A 21,572-nucleotide genomic window follows, 5' to 3' on the forward strand; every position below is an offset into this window, starting at 1 on the left:
TTGCATCCACTCACCACCGATGTGAGCATGCGGAGCTGTCGAGGTCGTCCATCGCCGCTTACGTGAAATTGCTCCCCGTTCTGCGCTGGTTGCAGCCGCCGGTGGCCGCCAGTGCCAGCGATCAGCGGCATGCGCCGTTCCTGCAGGTGCTTTTGGCGGCGATCGTGCTGTACACCGCCGGCGACATCGGCCTGTTTCTCTATGTGGCGGGCGTGGCGCGTTTGCTGGGCCGTGTCGACCTGCTGCTTGCCCTGGTGGGTAGCATGCTCACCGCCGCAGGCGCTGCGGTGGGTGTGTGGCAGGTACGGCGTGGCAACGCTGCAAGGGCGGTGCGGACCTATGTGACAGCGACGCTGATCGGCGTGTTGATCACCTACGTGCGGGTGGATATCTACGACCTGTTGACCAACCCCATGCCCTTGCTGGCGCTGGTGCTGGCCGGCATGGTGCTGGGGCGGCACGCGCTGTGGCGGGTGTTTCTGCTGCTGGCGGCCGCTGCGTTGGTGGGCGTGCTCGCACAGGTGATCTGGCCGGTGCCGTGGCGCTCGGTACGCGGCAACGTCGGCCTGGCCGTGGTGACCATCGGGGCCTATGCGTTGATCACCCTGATCCTGGATCGCACCATCGCGGCCTTGCGCGACAGTCTGCTCGAATCGGAGCAACGCCGGCGCGAACTGGAGCAGCTCAATCAGCGCCTGCTGCAGGAAATGGCCGAGCGCGAACGGGTGCAGGAGCAGTTGATCCACACGCAGAAAATGGAGGCGCTCGGGCGTCTGGCCGCCGGCGTCGCGCACGATTTCGACAACCTGATCAACGTGATCATCGGCTATGCGCAACGACGCGATGCGCTGGAAGGCTACGGCGAAGCGCCCTTGCTCAAGACGCTGGAAAACATCGAGACCGCCTCGCGACGCGCGTTGACGGTCAGCCGGCGCATCCTCAATTTCGGTCGCGCCGAACCCGGCCTGCCGACCTTGTTCGATGCCCGTGTGGCGTTACGCGATGCCGAACCGACCTTGCGCCAGTTGTTCGGTCACGAGATCCGGCTGGAGGGCATCGCTGCCGGGCCACCGCTGTGGGTGCGGATGGATCGCGACGATCTCGATCTGGTGCTGCTCAACATCGCCGCCAACGCACGCGACGCGATGGAGGGGCGGGGCGTGTTCCGCATCGACGGCGAGCTGCGCGAGGCGACCGTCCACGTGCGCTTGTGCGATACCGGCCCGGGCATCGCGCCGCATCTGCTGGCGCGGGTGCTCGAGCCGTTCTACACCACCAAGCCGGTCGGCAAGGGCACCGGGCTGGGCTTGTCGGTGGTCCAGGGCATCATCGCGGCGGCCGGCGGTCAGGTGACGGCGAGCAATGCCCCGCATGGTGGGGCGTGTCTGTGCCTGCAGTTACCGCTGGCCGAAGCGCCGTCTCACTCGGCGAGCAGGTAGCCCAGCCCGCGCGCGGACAGCAGCGGCAGCGCCGGCATCTGATCGCCGGTCAAGCGCGCGGCCTTGCGACGCAAACGGTGGATCAACATCTCCAGCCGGTGCAGGTCGAAGTCGCCGGTGGTGGCCTCCAATGCCGACACCAGCGCCTCGCGCTCGACCGCCTGACCACGTTGTGCATCCAGGCAGCGCATCAGACAGCGCTCCAACGCGGTCAGCACCATCACTTTGCCGTCCGGCGCCAGCAGGCACCAACCGTCCGATTCCAGCCGCCATGCCAGCCGGGGCGCAATGGCGGGAGCCGCGGCCGGGTGTAGGCGCTGCGCCAGGTTGCGCAAGGTCAGGGCGAGGATTTCCGGATCGGCCGGCTTGCGCAGGAAGGCGTCGGCACCACCATGCAGGGCGCGCACGTGATCGCTGCGCCCGCGATTGCCGGTCAGCACCACGATGCCCAGGCCGGCGAACAGCGAGCGCAGATGCGTCACCACGCTCAATCCGCTTTCGTCGGGTAAGCCGAGATCGAGCACGACCAGATCGAACGCCTGGTGCAGCATCAAGCGATACAGCTCGCCGGCGGTGCCGGCGCCGCTGACGCGAAAACCGAAGTCGCGCAATCCGGGAATGAGGATGTCCTCGCGCAACAGCGCGTCGTCCTCCAGGACGGCGACCGACAACAGCGAGACAGCATCGCGGGGACTAGCAGGAACGGACACGAAGACTCTCCGAAGCCACGCCGCAATAGTGACAGGCCCAGGGTGTCGTGCAAGACCGCAGGAACGCGCGACAGCATTGCGGCCGTGCGGGTGCCCTCGTTCCTGGGAGAGACGTGGATTGCTATGCCGCCGGCGCACGCTGCGGCTGGCGTCTTTGGCACACTGCGCCTGCAGTGCTCAGGCGTGTTCGCCGCGCGCTTGCGCCCGTGCGGTGGCGATCAATGATTTCAGCAGTACGCGATCGGTATGCCGGGAAATGGCGATTGCGCCCAATCGCACGGCGTCGGCGCGCTGCGCGGCAGACACGTCGTAGTGCGCACCGCTGAGTTTGTTCTGGAAGGCGCGCCTGGGAATCCCCAGGCGCGCGGCCATCGCATGCAGTTCGGCCAGGGTGTCGCCCAGCAGATGCGCCCAGCGCTCGCCGCGCCATGGGTGCACCGCATCGTCGACGTACACGGCCACCGGCGACTCAGGCCTTGTGGTCGTCGTCGGCCGAGGTTTGCTTGCGCTGGTCAGCGTCGGCCGCCGACGTCGCGTCGTCGGCCTGCGCCGGCTCGCTATCGTCATCGCTATCGTCGGCATCGGTGCCTTCGACATTTTCGAACTCGGAGACCAGGGTGGTCAGGTATTCCTCTGCAGTCTTGCCCTCGTCGGCGGCCAGGTCGTCGATCATCTGCTGCAACTGCGTCGAATACTCCAGCGACACCGTCTTGCCCTCCTTCTCCTGCAGATTGGCCAGGTGCTTGAGCATGGCCAGCATCGGCACCGGGTTGTCGGCGCTGCCCATGGTCTGGCCGCCGATCGACAGCAGCCATTCGCGATCGTTCTGAAGGCCGATCGCGGCGACCACGCGGCCATCGGCGTCCTGCAGGACTGCATGGTTGGTGATCTGCGGGGCCTGGCCCAGGCGGGCGATGGGGCGCTTGGGCAACTGCTTCTTGCGCTTGTCGCGCTTGGCCTTGGAATTGCGGGACACGGTGATCTCGACACTGGGAATGGCCGTCCATTCTAGGCGCTGTCGCCCTGCATGGGGGCCGTGGACCTCCCACCGTCTGCCTGCTGCCTGGCGGCGCGGATGGTGGTGGCACTCGGTTGCCGGTCGCGTCTTGCGCGTCGTCAGCCTGGGCGGTTGGCAGGCGTGACGGGCGTCGGGTTTGCAGTGGCGCTGCCTGTGCCGTCGATCGCCGATGGCAGCGGCTTACTGCCGCTGCGGCTCGCCGATGGCCGCTTCTGCAGCCCGTGCCAGGGCAGTGGCCGAGGCCACTTGGGCACGACTGGAGACCCGTGGGCCGGCATTGGTGCCGGCGGTCGCCGGCGGAGCGGACGCCGCAGGCGTGGCGGCCTTGTCGGCATGCGCGGTGGCCGGTGCTGTCGGTGCAGCCGCCGTCGCGGTGGCGGCCGCGCTGAGGTCGGGCACATGCGTGTCGGCATCCGGGATCACCTTGCCCAAGGCGATTCCGTCATTGCTGCCGGCCAACGCGGTCTTCTCCGCATCCTGGGTCATCACCACGATGCTGATGCGTCGATTGATGGGGTTCTGCGGATCGGTCTTGTCGAACAGCACCGAGGACGATAGCCCCACCACCCGTGCGACCTTGGCGTCGCCCATGCCGCCGCCCACCAGGGCGCGCCGGGCGGCATTGGCACGGTCTGCGCTCAGTTCCCAGTTGGTGTAACCGGCATCGCTGCTGTAGGCGGTGATGTCGGTGTGGCCGGTGATGCTGATGTGGTTGGGCACCTGATTGATGAAGGATGCCAGCTCATGCAGGATGTCCACCGTATACGGCTTGAGCTTGTCGCGGCCGATATCGAACATCGGACGGTTCTGCTTGTCGACGATCTGGATGCGCAGGCCATCGGGCGTCAGGTCCAACAGCAATTGGTCCTTGAACGGCTCCAGTGCCTGGCTCTTGGCGATCGCCTCCTTCAGTTCTTCCATCAGCGTTTCCAGGCGCTGCTTGTCCTTGGCACGGCTGTCCTGGTCGGTGTCGGCGGCGTTGTCGCGCTTGCGCCCCATCTCGTCCTTCTGGCCCTTGGCCAGGTCGGCGGTGCCGCCGAGCTTGATCATCGAGGTGCTGGCCCCGCCAGGGCCGTTCATGCCGGGCGAGGGCGCATGCGACTTGCCCGACAGCGGACTGGGATTGCGGAAATACTCCGAGATCGCCGCGCGCTGCTCCTTGGTGGTCGCGGCCATCAGCCACAGCACCAGGAAGAAGGCCATCATCGCAGTGACGAAGTCGGCGAAGGCGACCTTCCAGGCGCCGCCGTGGTGGCCGCCGCCCTGTACCTTCTTGACCCGTCGGATGATGACGGTGGATTTGCCCTCGGCCATGGCGCGGGCCTACTTGATCGTCTTCAGATGCGTCTCGAAGTCCGCAAAGCTCGGGCGCACGTTCGAGGGCAGGGTCTTGCGGGCGAATTCGAGCGCGATCTTCGGGTTGTAGCCGCGCAGGCATGCCAACAGCGCGGTCTTGACCGCTTCGTAGATGCGCCCATCCTGCTCGGCGCGCGCTTCCATCGCGGCCGACAGCGGCGCGACGAAGCCATAGGCCAACAGGATGCCGAGGAAGGTGCCGACCAGCGCGGCGCCGACGTGATGGCCGATTTCCTCGATCGGGCCGCCGATCGAGCCCATCGTGATCACGATGCCGAGCACGGCGGCCACGATGCCGAAGCCGGGCAGGCCATCGGACACCTTGCTCAACGCATGCGACGGTGCCAGCGCTTCGTGGTGGTGTTTTTCCAGCTCCAGTTCCAGCAACGGCTCGAGCTCGTGCGGCTCGATATTGCTGCCGATCATCAGACGCAGGCAGTCGGTGATGAAGTCCAGCAGATGGTGGTCGGCCAGCACCTTGGGATAGTTGCCGAAGATGGTGCTGTCCTGCGGACGCTCGACATGGTCTTCCAGCGCCATGAAGCCATCGCGGCGGGCCTTGTTGAGCAGTTCATAGATCAGGCTCAGCGTGCCCTTGTAGTCGTCGGACTTGTACTGCGGCCCCTTGAACACGCCCAAAATGCCGCTCAGCGTCTCCTTGACGATCTTGGCCGGCGTGCTGACCAGAAAGGCGCCGAACGCCGCGCCGCCAATGATCATCAGCTCATACGGCTGCCACAACGCACCGACCTTGCCGTGCGACAGCACATAGCCACCGAGGACGCTGACAATGACGACGATGAAGCCAACGATGATGAGCATGGCGCAGCCAAAAGCAAACAGGGTTGCTGTTGTTTCGGCGCGCGCGGCGGATTCTTGAAGTGCCTGGCGTGAAGGTGTGCGCTATGTCTGAATGATCATCCGACCGCGTCGGCGTCGCTGCGCACGCATTGACGGGCATCGCCGCCGGCCAGCGTCAGCGTGGCTTCGCCGGCATGCTCCCAGAATTGGTTGCCCTGGGCGTCGGCGTAGCGCGCGCCGGAGCCGGACTCGGCCACCGGCAGCACCAGTCGGCGGCCCTCGACTTCCAGCTGAACGGCGTCCGCCGCCGTGTCGAAGTTGGCGGTGACCCCTTGCTCGCCGCAGCGCCACTGGCTGGCGCGTACCGGTGCTGGTGCCGTCGTTGGCGCGCTCGGGCGTGGCGGCGGCCCGCTGACGCTGGCATCGGTGGCCGCTGGCGGGGTAGGGGCGGACGTCGGTGTGGCCGAGGCGGCGCGCTCGCGCTGGCCACAGCCGGCCAGGCCAACCAGCAGAAGCAACGGAAGCAGACGGGACGGACTGGACATCGTCGGGCTCCGATCGGGAGAGCACCCCACCCTAGAGCGTGTCATGTACGTTGAGGTGAGCGCGAAGCGCCCTGTGCCGCGTCGAGACAAGGAGCGCAACGCGATAGGCGCGCCACAGGGTGGTTCCCAGAGGTCTGGCCGTCAGCGGCACGGAGTGTGCGCGGCGGCGGCCAGCCCGGAGGATGGCAGGACGGCGCCGCCCGGCGGGTTGTCAGCGCGCCTCGCGGCCTGGCCGTCAGGCGGGCTGGGCTTCGGCGCCACCGCGCTGCAGTGGATCCGGCAACGCCTGGCCGGCCTCGGTGAAATCCAATGACACCGAATTCAGGCAGTGCCGCTCGCCGGTTGGCGGCGGACCGTCTGGAAACACATGGCCAAGGTGGCTCTGACAGCGCGCGCAGACGATCTCGGTGCGGATCATGCCGTAGCTGGTATCGCGGATTTCGCGCACATGCGTCGGATCGTAGGGCGCGAAGAAGCTGGGCCAGCCAGTGCCGGAATCGAACTTGGCGCTGGAGCGGAACAGCGGCAGCCCACACAGCCGGCAGGTGTAGACGCCCTCCAGCTTGTTGTCGAGGAACACGCCGCAGAACGGCGCCTCGGTCCCGTGCTGTAACAGCACGCGCCGTTCCTCGTCGCTGAGTCCGGCGATCAGCGCATCGCGCTGGGCGGGGGAGGGCGGGGTGAGGTCGAACAGGCTCATGGGGTTCTCGCATGCGCGCGCCGACGGAGGCCGGCGCCTGTCCTCGTGATGTGGGCAGCGGCGGCCGGGTTCAACCGGGTGCTTGCGGGCCGCGTCTCCATGTCTTCTCTGGCGGCACGGCAGCCCTCCCGGCATGGCGAGCCGCGGCGACTGGGCCGGGACGCCCGCGACGCTGCTTCAGAACGGCGGCAGCGCCTGCTGTCGCAGCATCTGCACTTGGTGGTCGCGTTCAGGTGCTGGTCGCCGGCATGCATTGCCGCGTGCCGGGTAGGCCCCCATGTCTTGTGCATCTCCCTGCCATTGGTGATCGTCATGATGCGTTCTGCCGCGACTCGCACATTCCTGGTAGGTGGCTTGCTGACCGGCCTGCTCGCGGCGGCCGGGACCGCTGCCGCCCAGTCGGCAACCAGCACACGCGCGTCCAACACCTTGCAGCCGATCACCACGCCCACCCCGGCCACGCCCACCGTGACCGCACCGCGCGCGTCGCAGCCCGCGCCGGCGCCGGTGCCCTCGCAATTGGGCCAGCGTCCAGTGGCGCCAACCATCCCGACCCATGGCCCGGCGACCACGCCGGTGGCGCCGGCCGGCAGCCAGGTGCCGACCTCGACGCCGATGGTCTACGACCGCAACGGTCGGTTGCTGCATGGCCTGCAGCCGGCTGGCGCCAATCGCGTGCTCGATACCCGCACCGGCCGCTACTACGATGCGGTGCCCGCCGGCGACGGCATGCAGTTGGTGCGCTGAACCGGCCGCTGGGACGCGTGCGCCAGGCGGCGCGGCCTGCTCCAGGGCTCAATCGCCGATCGGCAGCGCCAGCGTCTCCTTGACCTCCTCCATCACGATGTAGCTCTTGGATTCGCGCACGTGCGGTAGGGTCAGCAGGGTGCTGCCGAGCAGCTTGCGGTAGGACGCCATCTCGCTGATCCGCGCTTTCAGCAGGTAATCGAAGTCGCCCGAGACCAGGTGGCATTCCAGGACGTTCGGCAGCTTGAGCGCAGCACGGCGGAATTCCTCGAAGATGTCGCCGGACTTGTAGGCCAGGCTGATTTCCACGAACACCAGTAGGCTGGCCTTGAGGTAATGCGGATCCAGCCGCGCGTAGTAGCCGGTGATGGCGCCATCGCGTTCCAGCCGACGGACGCGTTCGGTGCAAGGCGTGGTCGACAAGCCGACCCGCTCGCCCAATTCGGTAAAGGAAATGCGGCCTTCGTGCTGCAGGATCCGCAGGATCTTGCGGTCGATCTTGTCCAGCTCGCGCGCGCGTGCGGCCATCGCGTCTGTCTCCCGTGTGGTTGGCAAGAGGTTTCACTGCATGGCGGCGGTGATTCCAGAGAAAGCACTGCCTCGGTCGCAATATACTGTGGCTAATTGTCTCCCTCGGCGTCCACCGCTGGGAGAAACCCCTCTCAGGAGAACGACATGCGCGTGCTCATTCTCGGCAGTGGCGTCATCGGCACCACCAGCGCCTGGTACCTGGCACAGGCCGGCTGCGAGGTCGTCGTGGTGGATCGCCAACCGGCCTCGGCGCTGGAGACCAGCTATGCCAACGCCGGCCAGCTCTCCTTTGGCTACACCTCGCCATGGGCGGCGCCCGGCGTGCCGGGCAAGGCGGTCAAGTGGCTGTTCGAGCAGCATGCGCCACTGTCGATCCGGCCCACCCGCGACCTGCGCCAGCTGGCGTGGCTGAGCCAGATGCTGCGCAATTGCACGGCCGAGCGCTATGCGATCAACAAGGCGCGCATGGTGCGCATGTCCGACTACAGCCGCGACTGCCTCAACGCGCTGCGCGCCGAGACCGGGCTGGAATTCGAGGGGCGCCAGCTTGGCACCACGCAGTTGTTCCGCACCCAGCAGCAGCTGGATGCAGCGGCGCAGGACATCGAGATCCTGGCGCAGTACGGCGTGCCATACGAACTGCTGACACCCGCGCAGATCGCCCAGTTCGAGCCCGGCCTGGCTGGCGGCGGCATGCAACTCGCCGGGGCACTGCGACTGCCCGAAGACCAGACCGGCGACTGCCGGCTGTTCACCCAGCGCCTGGCCGAACGCGCGGCGCAGGCCGGGGTGGAGTTCCGCTACGGGCAACAGATCGAGCGCCTGGAGCATGCCGGCGGGCGCATCACCGGTGTGCAGATCGGTGGCCGCCTGGAGACCGCCGACCGCTACGTGCTGGCGCTGGGCAGTTATTCGGCCGACATGCTGCTCTCGCTGGGCCTGCACCTGCCGGTCTACCCGCTCAAGGGTTACTCATTGACCTTGCCGATCGTCGATGAGGCACGGGCACCCACCTCCACGGTGCTGGACGAAAGCTACAAGATCGCCATCACGCGCTTCGATGCGCGCATTCGCGTCGGCGGCATGGCCGAGGTCGCCGGCTTCGATCTGTCGTTGAACCCGCGCCGCCGCGCCACCCTGGAAATGGTGGTCAACGATCTGTTCCCCGGCGGCGGCGACCTGGCCCAGGCCGAGTTCTGGACGGGCTTGCGCCCGGCCACGCCGGACGGCACCCCGGTGGTGGGCGCCACGCCTTACGCCAACCTGTTCCTCAACACCGGCCACGGGACCCTGGGCTGGACCATGGCCTGCGGCTCGGGCCGCTACCTGGCCGACCTGTTGCAGGGCCGCCAGCCCGAGATCGATACCGAAGGCCTGGATGTGTTCCGCTACCTGTCCCCCCGCAACGCGCGTGCGCAGGAGGCAGCGTAGTGCGGCCAGCGTATGCGTCGATCGATCTGCAGGCCTTGCGCCACAACTACCGCCTGGCCCGACGGCTGGGTGGCGGCAAGGCGCTGGCGGTGGTCAAGGCCGATGCCTACGGGCATGGCGCCGTGCGTTGCGTGCAGGCCCTGGAAGACGAGGCCGACGGCTTTGCGGTGGCCTGCATCGAGGAGGCGCTGGAACTGCGCCAGGCCGGCGTGCGTGCGCCGATCCTGCTGTTGGAGGGCTTCTTCGAACATGACGAGTTGCGGCTGATCGCCGAGCACGATCTGTGGACGGTGGTCGCCATGCCCTGGCAGGTACGCGCGCTGGCCGAGTTCAACAGCCCGCGCCCGCTACGGATCTGGTTGAAGCTCGATAGCGGCATGCATCGGCTGGGCCTGTCGCCGGACGATTTTCGTGCTGCCTGGTTGCGCCTGCGCGGCCTGCCGCAGGTGGCTTCGATCGTCCTGATGACCCATCTGGCGCGCGCCGACGAACTGGACTGCAGCCGCACCGACGAGCAGGCGGTGGCGTTTGCACTCACCGCTGGCGGCATGCGCGCCGAGACCAGTCTGTGCAATTCGCCTGGCCTGCTGGGCTGGCCGGCATTGCGTGACGATTGGTCGCGCCCGGGGCTGATGTTGTACGGCGCCAACCCGTTTGCGCAGGACACCGCCACCACGTCCGAACTGCGTCCGGTCATGACCGTGCACTCGCGCATCATCAGCGTGCGCGAGCTGCCGGCTGGCGAACCGGTGGGCTATGGCGCGCGTTTCGTCGCGCCGCGTCCCACCCGGGTGGGCGTGGTGGCGATGGGCTATGCCGATGGCTATCCACAGTTCGCGCCCAATGGGACGCCGGTGCTGGTCGACGGCCAGGTCTGCCCGTTGATCGGGCGGGTGTCGATGGACATGCTGACCGTGGACCTGACCGAACTCCCGCACGCCGAGGTCGGCACGCCCGTGCAACTGTGGGGCGCCACGCCGCGCGTGGACGTCTTGGCAAGCCAGTGCAACGTCAGCGCCTACCAGCTGCTGTGTGGTGTCAAGCGGGTCTCGCGGTGCTACCACGACGAGGCGCTTCCCGCGCAGTGACGCCGCCGCGCGCTGGCCGCGCGCGCATTCCGGCCACCGCCCCGACGGCGCACGTGCGCGCCCCGGCGGGGCGGTGTATTGCGTGAGTCCTAGAGGTCGGCGGTACTGCGATCGCCGCGGAATTGCTTGCGCACCCAGTCGTCGATCATCGCCTTCTCGAAGCGCAGCGGATCGCTGTCGTTGAGGCGCGGCCCGCTCATCAGAAAGGCCGAGTCCACCAGCTTGCGCTCACCTTCATCGATCACGTGGCCCTGCGCATCGGTCAGCGTGTACTGAAAGCTCAGGCGCGGCGGATAGATGTCCTTGACGATGCGCACGTCCTGCAGGCGCGGGCCATGCCAGGGCTCATATTGGCCGGCGCGGCGGATATCGGTGATGGTCACGCTCAGGTGCTGGCCGGGCGCGAGCTGGCGGGCGGCGCTCTTGCGGAAGTGCTCGGCCAGCTGGGTCACCCAGTCGCCTTGCTGGGCCTCCCAGCGATTGCTGCTGAAGCGCAGCTCGGAGAACTGCGCCGGATCGGTCCAGCGCACATCGACCGGACCGTCGCTGGGCAAGGCGCGCGGTGTTTCGGGGTCGGTCACGCTGCTGACGCGCGCCTGCACCGTGGCGGCGGCCAGCAGTCCTGCCAGCAGCAGGCTGGCGCTGAGCAAGCGAGAACGGTTCATGGGCAACCTCCAACGGCAGCGATGTCAGCCGACATGTCCAGTGTGGTCCTGCATCGGAGCGTCGGCAATGCGCAAAGGGGGCTGTGCCGGCATGGCATTGCTACGCCATTAATCCGCGCCGCTACTGCCCTGACAGCGGGTTCACCACGCCTGCGCCCCGGCTTCACGGCGTTGCCCGGAAGATCGGCGCATGGACACCTCCCCGCGCAGCAAAGCCATCCCCCAGGCACCGTTACACGCTGCTGACGTGCGCCTGCAGTTCATCGACTGGGCCAAGCAACATGGCCACAACCCCGTGACGGGTGCGGCCGCATTCGTGGCTTTGCAGAGTGATCTGGATCTGGACACCGCCACCCGCGCCATGCAGATGCAGCCTGGCGAGGACCGGCGCGATGCGCTACGGCAACACCTGGCCGCACTCGCCGGTCAGGACGACGTCGCCGTGCAATTCCCACCGGTGTATGCGTACACCGCCGCCAATGGGCTGGAATACCGTTACTCGTTGATGCTGGTCATTGCCGAGGACTGCGTCGAATGGACGGGCCGCGTCTGGCAAGGACTGGACTACCAGGGAATGTTGACCGGACGCGGGCAGGGGCCGCGCGCCAACTACACCCTGCTGGCGCGGATGGCGCTGGAGCACGAACTGGACCAGGAGCATCCGCGCTATGTCCAGTCCTGATCTGCCGCTGGAACTGCGCGAGGTGGCGGCGGTGATCTCGCCGGCGGACGATGCCTTTGGCCGGCACTGCCGCGCAGAGTGCGCTGAGTTGGGGCTGGCAAGGGTCCGGCTGCTGCTGCTCGATGCCGACTATGGGCGGTCTACCGCCTGGCGCGAAGAGGCCCAGCGCTGGATGGATGAGCAACTGCGCCGCGAAGGCGAGTGGGTCTTCCGAGGCATCATTGCGGGTATCGTGGCGTTGATCGCCGGGATTGGGTTGGCAGCGACGCTGTTGTGGTGACATCGCGGCAAGGCAACTGTGAACCGGGTCAGGCCACTGTGCACCTGCCGACGACATCGGGCGTGTTTTCATCTGTCCGTCACCCGCCCTGGCAGCACCCGTGGATCCCGATTTGAGCCTTCCGACCCGTGCATCCGAGACCAGCGCTGCGGCGTCGCCTGCGGCAAGCGCGTCCCTGCTGGAACCGGGGATGTACCACGAGGTCTTCTACAACGTGGACGCCGGCTTCTGCGTGCTCGACGTGCAGTTCGACGGCGACCGGGCGGTGGATTACGTGATCCGCACCACCAACGGTGCCTTCGAGCGCTACACCGGTCTGTCCAACGTCGAGAACCTATCCATTCGCGGTCTGCTGGCCGATCACGAACAGGAGTGGTACGACCGCTATGGCGAGGTTGCGCGAACCGGTAACCGGGTCCATTTCGAAATGCAGGCCAGGGCACTACGGCGCTGGTATGCGGTCGACGCCTTCCGGGTCGGGCCGCCGGAGCTGGCGCGCGTGGCGGTGCTGTTCCTGGATATCACCGAGCGCAAGCGCGTGGAGCGCGAGTTGGCCGAGAGCGAGGCGCGCTTCAGCGCACTGGCCGACGGACTGCCGATGCCGGTATGGGTGCTGGACGCGCAGGGCGTGGTGCGCTTCGTCAACAGCGCCTATGGCGAATACTTCGGTATCGATATTTCCAGTGGCACGGTGTCGGCCTGGAGCGATCTGCTGCACCCGGAAGACCTGCCGATCTTCCAGTTCGAGCTGACCGCCGCGCTGGAGGAGCAGCGAGGGCTGCGCGCGCTGATCCGCGCGCGTCGCCACGACGGTCAATGGCGTTGGCTGGAGATGACCGCCACTCCGCGGTATTCGGCCGATGGCCGCTTCATCGGTCTTGCCGGCAGCAGTCCGGACGTGACCGAGCAACGCGAAATCGAGCTGGCCCGCGAGCAATTGCTGGAATCGGAGCGCAGCGCGCGCAACGAAGCCGAAAGCATGGCACGGCTGAAGGATGAATTCCTGGCAACCTTGTCGCACGAATTGCGCACACCGCTGACCACCATCCTGGGCTGGAGCGAGTTGCTGCTGCAACGTGTCGAGGAGGGCCATCCCAATCACAAGGGTTTGTCGGTCATCGCCAGCAGCGCGCGCGCGCAGAAGCGGCTGATCTCCGACATGCTGGACCTGAGCAGCATGCTGCTGGGCAAGGTGCAGTTGGAAGTCGAGGCGCTGGATCTGGTCGAACAGATGCGCGAAGCATTGCGCGCGCAGGAGCCAGCAGCCGAAGGCAAGGACCAGGTTCTGCAGCTGGAGGCGCCGTCCACGCCATGTCTGGTACTGGGCGATGCCACCCGCTTGCAACAGGTGTTCTGGAACTTGCTGTCCAATGCGATCAAGTTCACGCCTGCGCACGGCCGTATCGAAGTGACGGTGGCGCGCGAGGACGGTCACCTGACCGTGGCGGTGACCGACTCCGGCGATGGCATCGCCGCCGAGTTCCTGCCGCACTTGTTCGGCCGCTTCCGTCAGGCCGACGGCACCACCACCCGCCAGCACGGTGGCCTTGGCCTGGGGCTGGCGATCGTGCAGCAACTGGTGGAGATGCATGGCGGCCAGGTGGCGGCCACCAGTGGCGGACGCGGTCTGGGCTCCACCTTCACCGTGCGGCTGCCCGAGCACCTGCCCGACCAGGCCAAGCGGCCTCGGCGCGAATTGCGCCGTCGGCTGCTGTCCGAGCAAATCGTCGAGGCGCGCGCGCTCAACGGCCTGCGCTTGCTGGCGGTCGAGGATCAACCGGACATGCTCGACTACCTGCGTCGCCTGCTCGAAGAGCAAGGCGCCGAAGTGGTGACCGCCGGCAGCGCAACCGATGCGCTGGCCTTGATCGATCATCGTGGTCATGAGCGCTTCGATGTCATGCTGACCGATATCGGCATGCCGGGCATGGACGGTTACGGTCTGATCCGCACCGTGCGTGAAGACCTGGGACTGGAAGCGCACGCCTTGCCGGCCGTGGCGGTGACGGCGCTGGCACGCGACGACGATCGCCAGCGCGCGCTGGATTCGGGCTTCCAGGAGCACCTGGCCAAACCCTATAGCGTGGCGCAGCTGGTGACGGCAGTGCGCGCAGCACAACAAGCAGTGGAGTAAGAAGCGCAGCTAATAAAGCTACTGCGCAGCCGCCAGGCGGGCGCGGCCGGTGCTCGGAATCCTCATGTACCACGCGTACACTGCGGTTCCTGCGCGCCGTCCGCGCCCACCTGACGGCTGCTCGCTACGTTTTGTTAGCCGCTCTAAGTAGCGCAGCTGTGTGGGCGTGCCGGTGCGGGTTGACGGCAGTGGGCAGCGGTCGGCTTGCTATCGCGTTCACGCGTGGCGGCCTAGCGTGGGTTCTTCGTTCGACGGAGTTTGTCATGTCCAAGTACGCGCCGCGGGTCTATTCGGAACAGGTGCAGATCGCCACGCTTGAACATTGGGTTTCGCTCCTCGATGGCCAGGAGCGCGTGCGCGTCGAACTCGATGACGGCAGCACGATCAGCGGCACGGTCGCGGTGCGTCCGACGGTGCAGACCTATCGCGATGCCGACGAGCGCGAAGGCAGCAATGGGCAGCTGCGCCTGGACGATCTGGATGCCTCGCAGGAGCCGCACTGGATCTGGATGGACCGCATCGTCGCCGTGCATCCGCTGCCCCTCGGCGCCGATCCGCAACCCATGCCCTAACACGCGGCATTGACGGTCCGTTTACTTCTGGCCCGCCAGGCGGCGGCATGATGGGGTGCTGCGACCATCAGGATGTTCTGGCATGAGTGTTTCCCCGCCAACGCTTGCCCGTGTCTCGCTCTGTGCGGCAATGCTGTGCGTACTGAGCGCCTGTGGCGACACCGCCACGCTGCCGATCGAGCAAGGCACCGGTCCCAATCCCACCTTGCCGGCGCCAGTGAAGCGGCTGATTCCTACCGTCAAGGTGGCGCCGGTCAAACGTTGGGCCGGCGATGCCAAGCCAACCGCCGCCGAGGATCTGCAGGTCAATGCCTTTGCCCGCGATCTGGATCATCCGCGCTGGATTTATGTCCTCCCCAACGGCGACGTCCTGGTCGCCGAGACCGCCGAACCGCCCAAGCCGGACGACGGCAAGGGTGGCGGTCTGCGCAAGAAGGTCCAGGGCGCGATGATGCACAAGGCCGGCGCGAAGGTGCCCAGCGCCGATCGCATCACCTTGTTGCGCGATGCCGATGGCGACGGCGTCGCCGAAGTGCGCACGCAGTTCCTCACCGGACTGTATTCGCCATTCGGCATGGCCTTGATCGGTGACCGCTTCTACGTCGCCAATGCCGACGCCTTGGTCAGCTTTCCGTATCGCCCGGGCGATACCCACATCACCGCCAAGCCGACCTTCGTCGCCAACCTGCCTGGCGGCCTCAACCATCATTGGACCAAATCGCTGCTGGCCAGCGCCGATGGCAGCAAGCTCTATGTCGGCGTGGGCTCCAACAGCAACGTGGCCGAGAACGGCATGGAGGCCGAGCTCAACCGCGCGGCGGTCCTGGAAATCGATCGCGCCAGTGGCAGCAGCCGGGTGTTTGCCAGCGGCCTGCGTAATCCGGTGGGCATGGCCTGGGAGCCGCAAAGCAAGGCGTTGTGGGTCGTGGTCAACGAGCGCGACGAAATCGGTAGCGATCTGGTGCCCGACTACTTGACCTCGGTCCGCGATGGCGGCTTCTATGGCTGGCCGTATAGTTATTACGGCCAGCATGTCGACGCGCGGGTCCAGCCGCAGGATGCCGAATTGGTGAAAAAGGCGATCAAGCCCGACTACGCCCTGGGTGCACACACCGCTTCGTTGGGATTGACGTTCGCCACGGGAAGCCTGCTGCCGGCGCGATTCACCCACGGCGCCTTTATCGGCCAGCATGGGTCGTGGAATCGCGATCCGCCCAGTGGCTACAAGGTGATCTTCGTGCCATTTGCCAATGGCAAGCCTGATGGCAAGCCGATCACCGTTTTGGACGACTTCCTGGATGCGGAAGGCAACGCGCAGGGGCGTCCTGTTGGCGTGATCCAGGACAACAGCGGCGCCCTGCTGGTTGCCGACGACGTCGGCAACGTGATCTGGCGCGTGACCCCGAAGGTGCACTGATACCAACACCGGGCCGCGGGGTCCGGTCGATCGTCCTTTCTAGCGCGGTGCTTCCGGCGAGGCGCTGAAGCGACGCGCATACCCGCGTTCTTCGGCCACCCGCTGGATTTCCTCATCGGCCAGTTCTGGCGCACCGTAGACCGCATACGCCACGCTGCCATCGGCGCGTTCGCCGATCTGGTGCAGGCGGTAACGGGGGCGGCCTGCGCCGGTGTTGGCGGGGTAGTGCATGGGCGGGGGGGTGTCGTCCAGGTCCATTTCGCTGTTGTCGACCACTCCACCTACGAATAGGGCGCGCATCATGCTGTTCTCCGGTGTGTGCCTGATCCCAGCCTAGGGTGAGGAATGTCGCCTGCGCATCAATGGCCCGTGTAGGCGCCGCAACCCGGCCAGCGGCCCGGCCCCACCGCTCCCTTACAATGACCGCCCACTTCTGCTTCCACGACCGATGGCCGGCCCGCAAGACGCTCCGCTCCATGCCCTGTTCCTGCCCTTCGACCAGGGCGTGCTGCGCTGGCCTTCCGGGCCGGTATTGTTTCTGCGCGCGCGCGACGGCTGGCCGCTGCGCAGCCATGCCGATGCTTCCAGCCTGGTCTGCGAGCAGAGTTTTCGTCCGTTCGCGCAGGCGCTGGAACACAGCGGTTGGCAGGTGCGCGAGGAGGGCGCGATCGAAGCCGATCAGACCCGCTATGCCTTGGTGCTGGTGCTGCCGCCGCGTCAGCGCGAGGAAGCGCGGGCGTTGTTTGCGCGTGCGGCCACCTTGGTGGCACCCGGCGGCCGCGTGTTGGCGTGCCAGGCCAACAACGAAGGGGCACGCTCCGGCGAAGCCGACCTGCGCCAGCTGGCCGGCTTGGGCGGCAGCCTGACCAAGCACCATTGCCGGACCTATTGGACCGGCCCGTTGCCCGGTGCCACCGATGCGGTATTGCAGGCGCGCTGGCTGGCACTGGATGCACCGCGTCCGATTCTCGATGGCCGTTTCGTCAGTCGTCCCGGCGTGTTCGCCTGGGATCGCATCGACCCGGCGTCGGCCTTGCTGGCCGAGCACCTGCCCGCCGACCTGTCCGGCCGTGGCGCCGACCTCGGCGCCGGCTTCGGCTATCTCTCGGCCGAGGTGCTGGCGCGCTGCCCGCGCGTGGCCGCGCTGGACCTGTACGAGGCCGAAGCGCGCGCGCTGACATTGGCGCGGCACAACCTGCAGGCGCTGACGCATCCTGCCCAGCTGCGCTACCACTGGCATGACGTCACCGGCGGCTTGCTCGATCGCTACGACTTCATCGTCAGCAATCCGCCTTTCCATACGCCGGCACGCGCCGATCGCCCCGACATCGGCCAACGCTTCATCGCCGTGGCCGCGCAGGCATTGTGCCCCGGCGGGCAACTGCTGCTGGTGGCCAACCGCCACCTGCCTTACGAGCAGATCCTCAACGACAGCTTCGGCCAGGTGCGCGTGGCCGCCGAACGCGATGGCTTCAAGCTGATCGCCGCCACGCGCGCGGCAGGAGCGCGCGCATGAAGCTGGTCAAGCACATCGCCAATCTGGGCTATGGCAGCCGCAAGCAGGTCACCCAGCTGTTCCGCGAGGGTGCCATCACCGATGCCGATGGGGAGGTGCTGTACGCCGACGATCAGGTCGAGCACGCGGCGATCCGCATCGATGGCCAGCCGTTGGATCCGCCGCCGGGTTTCACCCTGATGCTGCACAAGCCGCCGGGCTATACCTGTTCGACCAAGGACAGCGGGCGGCTGATCTACGATCTGCTGCCGCCACGCTTCCGCCTGCGCGCGCCGCTGCTGGCGCCGGTCGGGCGGCTCGATCGCGACACCAGTGGGTTGTTGCTGATGACCGACGATGGCGCCCTGCTGCATCGGATCATTTCGCCGAAGTCGGCGCTGGACAAGGTCTATGAGGCCAGCCTGGCCGAGGATCTGCGCGGCGATGAAGCGCAATTGTTCGCCAGCGGCACCCTGTTGCTGGACGGCGAAAGCAAGCCGCTGTTGCCGGCCGAGCTGGAGGTGTTGGGCCCGCGCGAAGTGCAGCTGACCCTGCACGAAGGCCGTTATCACCAGGTGCGGCGGATGTTCGCCGCCACCGGCAACCACGTCGCAGCGCTGCATCGCAGCCGCATCGGCGGACTGGCGCTGGAGGACTTGCCGGCCGGGCAATGGCGGGCGTTGCAGGCCAGCGACCTGGCGATCCTGTTCGGCCAGCAAACGCTGGTCTGACGGCTGCGCTGCTGGCAATCGTCCAGCAGTCGGTATTGCAGCAACCCGACGACGCCTGGCCACGCGATGGGGCAGCGCATCGTCTTCTGGCGAAGCAGATCCCACTGGCTGGATGCGCGTTTGCGTACGTGGGGCGCCGCCGCCGCGCACCCTCAAACGTACTGCATCTTGCGCGACATACCGCCATCGACGATGAAGTCCTGCCCGGTGACGAATCCGGACAACTGCGGCGACAGCAGGTAGATCGCCAGCTGGGCGATGTCCTGTGGCACGCCGACACGTCCGGCCGGATGCTGCGCATGGTCACGGCGCGATAGCTGCGGGGCGCGGCGCCGCTGCGGCGCGCGCCAGGCCTCGGTGGCGATCCAGCCGGGACTGATGCTGTTGACGCGTACCTGCGGGCCCTCGCTCACTGCCAGCGCATGAGTGAAGGCGATCAGCCCGCCCTTGGCGGCGGCATAGGCCTCGCTGTGCGGTTCGGACTGCCAGGCGCGGGTGGAGGCGATATTGACGATGGCGCCGCCGCCATCGGCCTGGCTGAGCGCCGGCAAGGCGTGCTTGCTGCACAGGAAGGCGCCGTGCAGGCTAGCCAGCCGGCGATTCCAGTCGTCCCAGTCCACCTGCGCCAGCGGCGGCAGGTGTGGATCGGGCACGCCGGCGTTGTTGACCAAGCCATCGATACGGCCGAAGCGCTTGAGCGCGGTCGCCACCAGCCGCGCGGCCTGCGCCGGGCGCGCGGCGTCGGTGCGAACGAAGGCGCTCCGCCGCGGCAAGGCCCATTCGCGCAGGCAGGCCTTGCCGGCCTCCGCATCCAGATCGCCAATCACCACACTGCCGCCGGCACCGAGCACGGCCTGGGCGATGCCACGCCCGATGCCCTGGGCGCCGCCGGTGACGATGACGACGCGATCCTGCAAGGGCGTGGCGGTCCAGGCGGAAATGGGGGGAACCAGTGGCATGGCATCGGGCGGCGGTGGACGACACCGCCACCCTAGCGCGCCGCATGTCGTCGTCGGGCAAAGGCTCCGCCGACATGGCGTGGCTGCGATCCGGCCGACGGACCGCGGTACCCGGTATCAGCGCATCACGACGCCAGCAGGCGCCGCCAACCCTCTTGGCCCAGTTGCTCGAGCATGCGGATATTGCGCTCCACGATCACATCCGGGTCGGGGAAGGCCGCCACCGCGCGCTCCACGCTGTCCTCGCGCAGCAGGTGCAGGGTGGGGTAGGGCGAACGGTTGGTGCAGTTGGCGACATCATCGGCGGCGGTGCCATCGAATTGATAGTCGGGATGGAAGCTGGCCACCTGCAGCACGCCTTGCAGGTCCAGCGCCTCCACCGCAGCGTCGGCGTTGTCGAGGAAATCGTTGTAGTCGAGGAAGTCCACCAGCACGTCCGGATGCACGATCAAGGTGGTGTCGATCTGCTCGGCCGGGGTATCGCGCAGCAGCACCAGTTCCTCGGCCAACTGTTCCAGCAAGGCCTCCGGCGTGCTGGCATCGCTGAGCACCAGGCGCACCTGCTCCTTGACGTACACCGCCTTGGCGAACGGACACAGGTTCAGCCCGATCACCGCCCGTTCGATCCACCGGCGCGTCTGGCCCAGGTAATCGGGTGCGCCAGTGGCGCCTGGCTCAGTCACGGAAGTTATCGAACTGCAGCGGCAGCTCGAACTCGCTCTTGCGCAGCAGCGCGATCACGTCCTGCAGATCGTCGCGCTTCTTGCCGTTCACGCGCAGCTTGTCGCCGTTGATCTGGGTCTCGACCTTCAGCTTGGCGTCCTTGATCTTGGCGGCGATCTGCTTGGCCAGTTTCTGCTCGATGCCCTGCTTGACGGTGATCTTCTGCCGCGCACCGGCCAGGTTGGTTTCCACGTCGCCGAATTCCAGGCAGCGGGCGTCGATGCCGCGCGCGATCAGGCGTGCGCGCAGGATGTCGGTCATCTGCTTGAGCTGGAAATCGCTGGGTGCCGATTGGTTGATCAGCTTGTCGTCCAGCTCGAACTTGGCGTCCACGCCCTTGAAATCGAAGCGCGTGGACAGTTCGCGGTTGGCCTGGTCCACGGCGTTGGTCAGTTCGTGCTTGTCGACTTCGGACACCACGTCGAAGGAAGGCATGCGGGACTCCTGCAGATCGAGAAAACGGTGGCCATTCTAGGGCATCCGCTCCAAGGCATCCGCTCCTGCGCGCGGTGCGCGATGGCGGCGCCGTCGCATCGGCGGCGATAATGCGGCATGTCCCGTCCCCGCTCCCCACTCGCTGCCGTCGCCTGGATGCTCTCGGCGGTGGCCTGTTTCTCGCTGATGGACGCGGCCATGAAGCTGCTGTCGGGCCACTATCCGCCGTTGCAGGTCACCCTGCTGCGCGGCGCCGCATCGCTGCCGTTCGTGCTGGTGTGGGTGCTGATCACCGCCGGTGCGCGCTCGTTGGTGCCGGTGCGCTGGGGGTTGCACCTGCTGCGCGGGCTGCTGGGCATCGCGATGATCGGCTGCTTCGTCTACGGGCTCAAGCGTATGCCGTTGTCGACCGCCTACACGCTGTACTTCGTCGCGCCGTTGCTGGTGGCGGCGCTGTCGGTGCCGCTGCTGGGCGAACGGGTGGGGCCACGGCGCTGGACCGCGATCGCGATCGGGCTGGTCGGCGTGATCGTGGTGCTGCGTCCGGGTATGGACGGGCTGATCTCGCTGCCAGGGCTGATGGTGTTGCTGGCGGCCACTGCCTATGCGATCGCGGCGGTGACGGTCAGCCTGCTGACCCGGACCGACTCGCCGCAATCGATGGTGGTGTGGTTCCTGCTGTGCATGGCGGTCGGTGCCGGCCTGCTGGCCGCGCCGGACTGGGTGCCGCTGCAGGCCGGCCACGCTGGCCTGATCGCCGGCATGGGTCTGGCCGGCGCTCTGGGACAGATCGCCCTGACCCGTGCCTTCATGCATGGCGAGGCCTCGATGATCGCGCCGCTGGAGTACACCGGGCTGGTGTGGGTGATCGGCTGGGACTGGCTGCTGTGGCGCAGCCTGCCCGACGGCTGGACCTGGGCCGGGGCGGCGATCATCGTCGCCAGCGGCCTGTATCTGCTGCGGCGCGAGCGGATCCGCAAGGCAGATCGCCCGCTGCCGCTGGAGCGACCGTGAGTGGGGTGGCAGGACCAGCGCGGCGAGCGCGGCACCTGAGCCATTCGTCTGCTGAATTCAACTTAGAGCAGCTAACAAGACTACTGCGCAGCCGTCAGG

At 67.2% G+C, this 21,572-nt stretch carries 25 protein-coding genes and 1 other RNA gene; 13 read left to right on the forward strand and 13 right to left on the reverse strand.

All coding sequences use genetic code 11. From position 1 onward, the window contains the following. Positions 1 to 62: 62 nt before the first annotated feature. On the forward strand, positions 63 to 1,439 hold the full coding sequence (locus CKY51_RS05495) for a sensor histidine kinase (RefSeq protein WP_031338383.1): 1,377 nt from the start codon (positions 63 to 65) through the stop codon (positions 1,437 to 1,439). On the opposite strand, the gene CKY51_RS05500 is transcribed toward CKY51_RS05495, so the two are convergent. From CKY51_RS05500 to msrB, 7 genes are all read right to left on the reverse strand, one after another. Then, complete coding sequence (locus CKY51_RS05500) at positions 1,421 to 2,110, reverse strand: response regulator transcription factor (protein ID WP_031338385.1); 690 nt, start codon at positions 2,108 to 2,110, stop codon at positions 1,421 to 1,423. The two genes, CKY51_RS05495 and CKY51_RS05500, sit on opposite strands and share 19 nt — an antisense overlap. Before the next feature lie 216 nt (positions 2,111 to 2,326). After that, complete coding sequence (locus CKY51_RS05505; RefSeq protein ID WP_022970785.1) at positions 2,327 to 2,611, reverse strand: DUF4031 domain-containing protein; 285 nt, start codon at positions 2,609 to 2,611, stop codon at positions 2,327 to 2,329. 7 nt (positions 2,612 to 2,618) lie between these two features. Next, positions 2,619 to 3,125 (reverse strand): hypothetical protein, encoded by a 507-nt coding sequence (locus CKY51_RS05510; protein WP_022970786.1) that lies wholly within the window; start codon positions 3,123 to 3,125, stop codon positions 2,619 to 2,621. 222 nt (positions 3,126 to 3,347) lie between these two features. Next, positions 3,348 to 4,481: a flagellar motor protein MotB gene (gene motB / locus CKY51_RS05515; protein WP_152248973.1), complete on the reverse strand. Its 1,134-nt coding sequence runs from the start codon at positions 4,479 to 4,481 to the stop codon at positions 3,348 to 3,350. A gap of 9 nt (positions 4,482 to 4,490) precedes the next feature. Further along, the gene (gene motA / locus CKY51_RS05520; protein WP_022970788.1) at positions 4,491 to 5,345 is read right to left on the reverse strand and encodes a flagellar motor stator protein MotA; all 855 of its coding nucleotides are present in this window, start codon (positions 5,343 to 5,345) and stop codon (positions 4,491 to 4,493) included. A 95-nt stretch (positions 5,346 to 5,440) separates the two neighbouring features. Further along, complete coding sequence (locus CKY51_RS05525; RefSeq protein ID WP_022970789.1) at positions 5,441 to 5,869, reverse strand: MliC family protein; 429 nt, start codon at positions 5,867 to 5,869, stop codon at positions 5,441 to 5,443. A 235-nt stretch (positions 5,870 to 6,104) separates the two neighbouring features. Beyond that, positions 6,105 to 6,569 carry a peptide-methionine (R)-S-oxide reductase MsrB gene (gene msrB, locus CKY51_RS05535; RefSeq protein ID WP_022970790.1) on the reverse strand — a complete coding sequence of 155 codons (465 nt, stop codon included), beginning with the start codon at positions 6,567 to 6,569 and terminating at the stop codon, positions 6,105 to 6,107. Positions 6,570 to 6,884: 315 nt separating this feature from the next. On the opposite strand from msrB, the gene CKY51_RS05540 reads away from it, so the two are divergent. Then, complete coding sequence (locus CKY51_RS05540; protein WP_425479845.1) at positions 6,885 to 7,316, forward strand: hypothetical protein; 432 nt, start codon at positions 6,885 to 6,887, stop codon at positions 7,314 to 7,316. A gap of 48 nt (positions 7,317 to 7,364) precedes the next feature. Here CKY51_RS05540 and CKY51_RS05545 read toward each other — a convergent pair whose 3' ends face one another. Next, positions 7,365 to 7,844: an Lrp/AsnC ligand binding domain-containing protein gene (locus CKY51_RS05545; RefSeq protein ID WP_022970793.1), complete on the reverse strand. Its 480-nt coding sequence runs from the start codon at positions 7,842 to 7,844 to the stop codon at positions 7,365 to 7,367. A 147-nt stretch (positions 7,845 to 7,991) separates the two neighbouring features. On the opposite strand from CKY51_RS05545, the gene CKY51_RS05550 reads away from it, so the two are divergent. Continuing rightward, positions 7,992 to 9,278, forward strand: a complete 1,287-nt coding sequence (locus CKY51_RS05550) for a D-amino acid dehydrogenase (protein WP_022970794.1) — start codon at positions 7,992 to 7,994, stop codon at positions 9,276 to 9,278. Then, positions 9,278 to 10,366: an alanine racemase gene (gene alr / locus CKY51_RS05555; RefSeq protein WP_022970795.1), complete on the forward strand. Its 1,089-nt coding sequence runs from the start codon at positions 9,278 to 9,280 to the stop codon at positions 10,364 to 10,366. Before CKY51_RS05550 ends, alr begins: the two co-directional genes overlap by 1 nt. An 89-nt stretch (positions 10,367 to 10,455) precedes the next feature. Here alr and CKY51_RS05560 read toward each other — a convergent pair whose 3' ends face one another. After that, positions 10,456 to 11,031 (reverse strand): DUF3016 domain-containing protein, encoded by a 576-nt coding sequence (locus CKY51_RS05560; RefSeq protein WP_022970796.1) that lies wholly within the window; start codon positions 11,029 to 11,031, stop codon positions 10,456 to 10,458. Positions 11,032 to 11,221: 190 nt separating this feature from the next. Between CKY51_RS05560 and CKY51_RS05565 the strand changes: the two genes are divergently transcribed. The 6 genes from CKY51_RS05565 (at position 11,222) to CKY51_RS05590 (ending at position 16,116) form a co-directional block, all read left to right on the forward strand. Continuing rightward, on the forward strand, positions 11,222 to 11,713 hold the full coding sequence (locus tag CKY51_RS05565) for a hypothetical protein (protein WP_052172115.1): 492 nt from the start codon (positions 11,222 to 11,224) through the stop codon (positions 11,711 to 11,713). Continuing rightward, positions 11,700 to 11,993, forward strand: coding sequence for a hypothetical protein (locus CKY51_RS05570; protein WP_022970797.1), 294 nt, complete (start codon positions 11,700 to 11,702; stop codon positions 11,991 to 11,993). The genes CKY51_RS05565 and CKY51_RS05570 overlap by 14 nt, the downstream gene beginning before the upstream one ends. 100 nt (positions 11,994 to 12,093) lie before the next feature. Beyond that, positions 12,094 to 14,127, forward strand: a complete 2,034-nt coding sequence (locus tag CKY51_RS05575; protein ID WP_031338391.1) for a hybrid sensor histidine kinase/response regulator — start codon at positions 12,094 to 12,096, stop codon at positions 14,125 to 14,127. 64 nt (positions 14,128 to 14,191) lie between these two features. Next, positions 14,192 to 14,267: non-coding RNA, sX9 sRNA (locus tag CKY51_RS05580), on the forward strand. A gap of 123 nt (positions 14,268 to 14,390) precedes the next feature. Continuing rightward, on the forward strand, positions 14,391 to 14,699 hold the full coding sequence (locus CKY51_RS05585; RefSeq protein WP_031338392.1) for a DUF3247 family protein: 309 nt from the start codon (positions 14,391 to 14,393) through the stop codon (positions 14,697 to 14,699). A gap of 82 nt (positions 14,700 to 14,781) precedes the next feature. After that, positions 14,782 to 16,116 (forward strand): PQQ-dependent sugar dehydrogenase, encoded by a 1,335-nt coding sequence (locus CKY51_RS05590; RefSeq protein ID WP_152248974.1) that lies wholly within the window; start codon positions 14,782 to 14,784, stop codon positions 16,114 to 16,116. A gap of 39 nt (positions 16,117 to 16,155) precedes the next feature. On the opposite strand, the gene CKY51_RS05595 is transcribed toward CKY51_RS05590, so the two are convergent. Beyond that, positions 16,156 to 16,416, reverse strand: coding sequence for a hypothetical protein (locus CKY51_RS05595; protein WP_031338393.1), 261 nt, complete (start codon positions 16,414 to 16,416; stop codon positions 16,156 to 16,158). Between the two features lie 148 nt (positions 16,417 to 16,564). On the opposite strand from CKY51_RS05595, the gene CKY51_RS05600 reads away from it, so the two are divergent. Continuing rightward, positions 16,565 to 17,632, forward strand: coding sequence for a class I SAM-dependent methyltransferase (locus CKY51_RS05600; RefSeq protein ID WP_022970802.1), 1,068 nt, complete (start codon positions 16,565 to 16,567; stop codon positions 17,630 to 17,632). Continuing rightward, entirely contained in the window at positions 17,629 to 18,342 is a 714-nt protein-coding gene (locus tag CKY51_RS05605) for a pseudouridine synthase (protein WP_022970803.1), read from the forward strand. Before CKY51_RS05600 ends, CKY51_RS05605 begins: the two co-directional genes overlap by 4 nt. A gap of 152 nt (positions 18,343 to 18,494) precedes the next feature. On the opposite strand, the gene CKY51_RS05610 is transcribed toward CKY51_RS05605, so the two are convergent. The 3 genes from CKY51_RS05610 to CKY51_RS05620 all read right to left on the reverse strand — a co-directional run bounded on the left by CKY51_RS05610 (position 18,495) and on the right by CKY51_RS05620 (position 20,459). Continuing rightward, positions 18,495 to 19,301: an SDR family oxidoreductase gene (locus CKY51_RS05610; RefSeq protein WP_022970804.1), complete on the reverse strand. Its 807-nt coding sequence runs from the start codon at positions 19,299 to 19,301 to the stop codon at positions 18,495 to 18,497. Between the two features lie 125 nt (positions 19,302 to 19,426). Then, positions 19,427 to 19,984, reverse strand: a complete 558-nt coding sequence (locus tag CKY51_RS05615) for a DUF1415 domain-containing protein (protein ID WP_022970805.1) — start codon at positions 19,982 to 19,984, stop codon at positions 19,427 to 19,429. Beyond that, complete coding sequence (locus CKY51_RS05620) at positions 19,977 to 20,459, reverse strand: YajQ family cyclic di-GMP-binding protein (RefSeq protein WP_022970806.1); 483 nt, start codon at positions 20,457 to 20,459, stop codon at positions 19,977 to 19,979. Before CKY51_RS05620 ends, CKY51_RS05615 begins: the two co-directional genes overlap by 8 nt. Positions 20,460 to 20,576: 117 nt before the next feature. Here CKY51_RS05620 and CKY51_RS05625 point away from each other — a divergent pair, with 117 nt between their 5' ends. Then, a complete protein-coding gene (locus tag CKY51_RS05625; protein WP_031338395.1) occupies positions 20,577 to 21,473 on the forward strand; it encodes a DMT family transporter in 897 nt (298 codons plus the stop codon). The last annotated feature ends 99 nt before the right edge of the window (positions 21,474 to 21,572 follow it).

This window comes from Xanthomonas maliensis (assembly GCF_009192945.1).
In the GTDB taxonomy this organism is placed as follows: Bacteria; Pseudomonadota; Gammaproteobacteria; order Xanthomonadales; family Xanthomonadaceae; genus Xanthomonas; species Xanthomonas maliensis.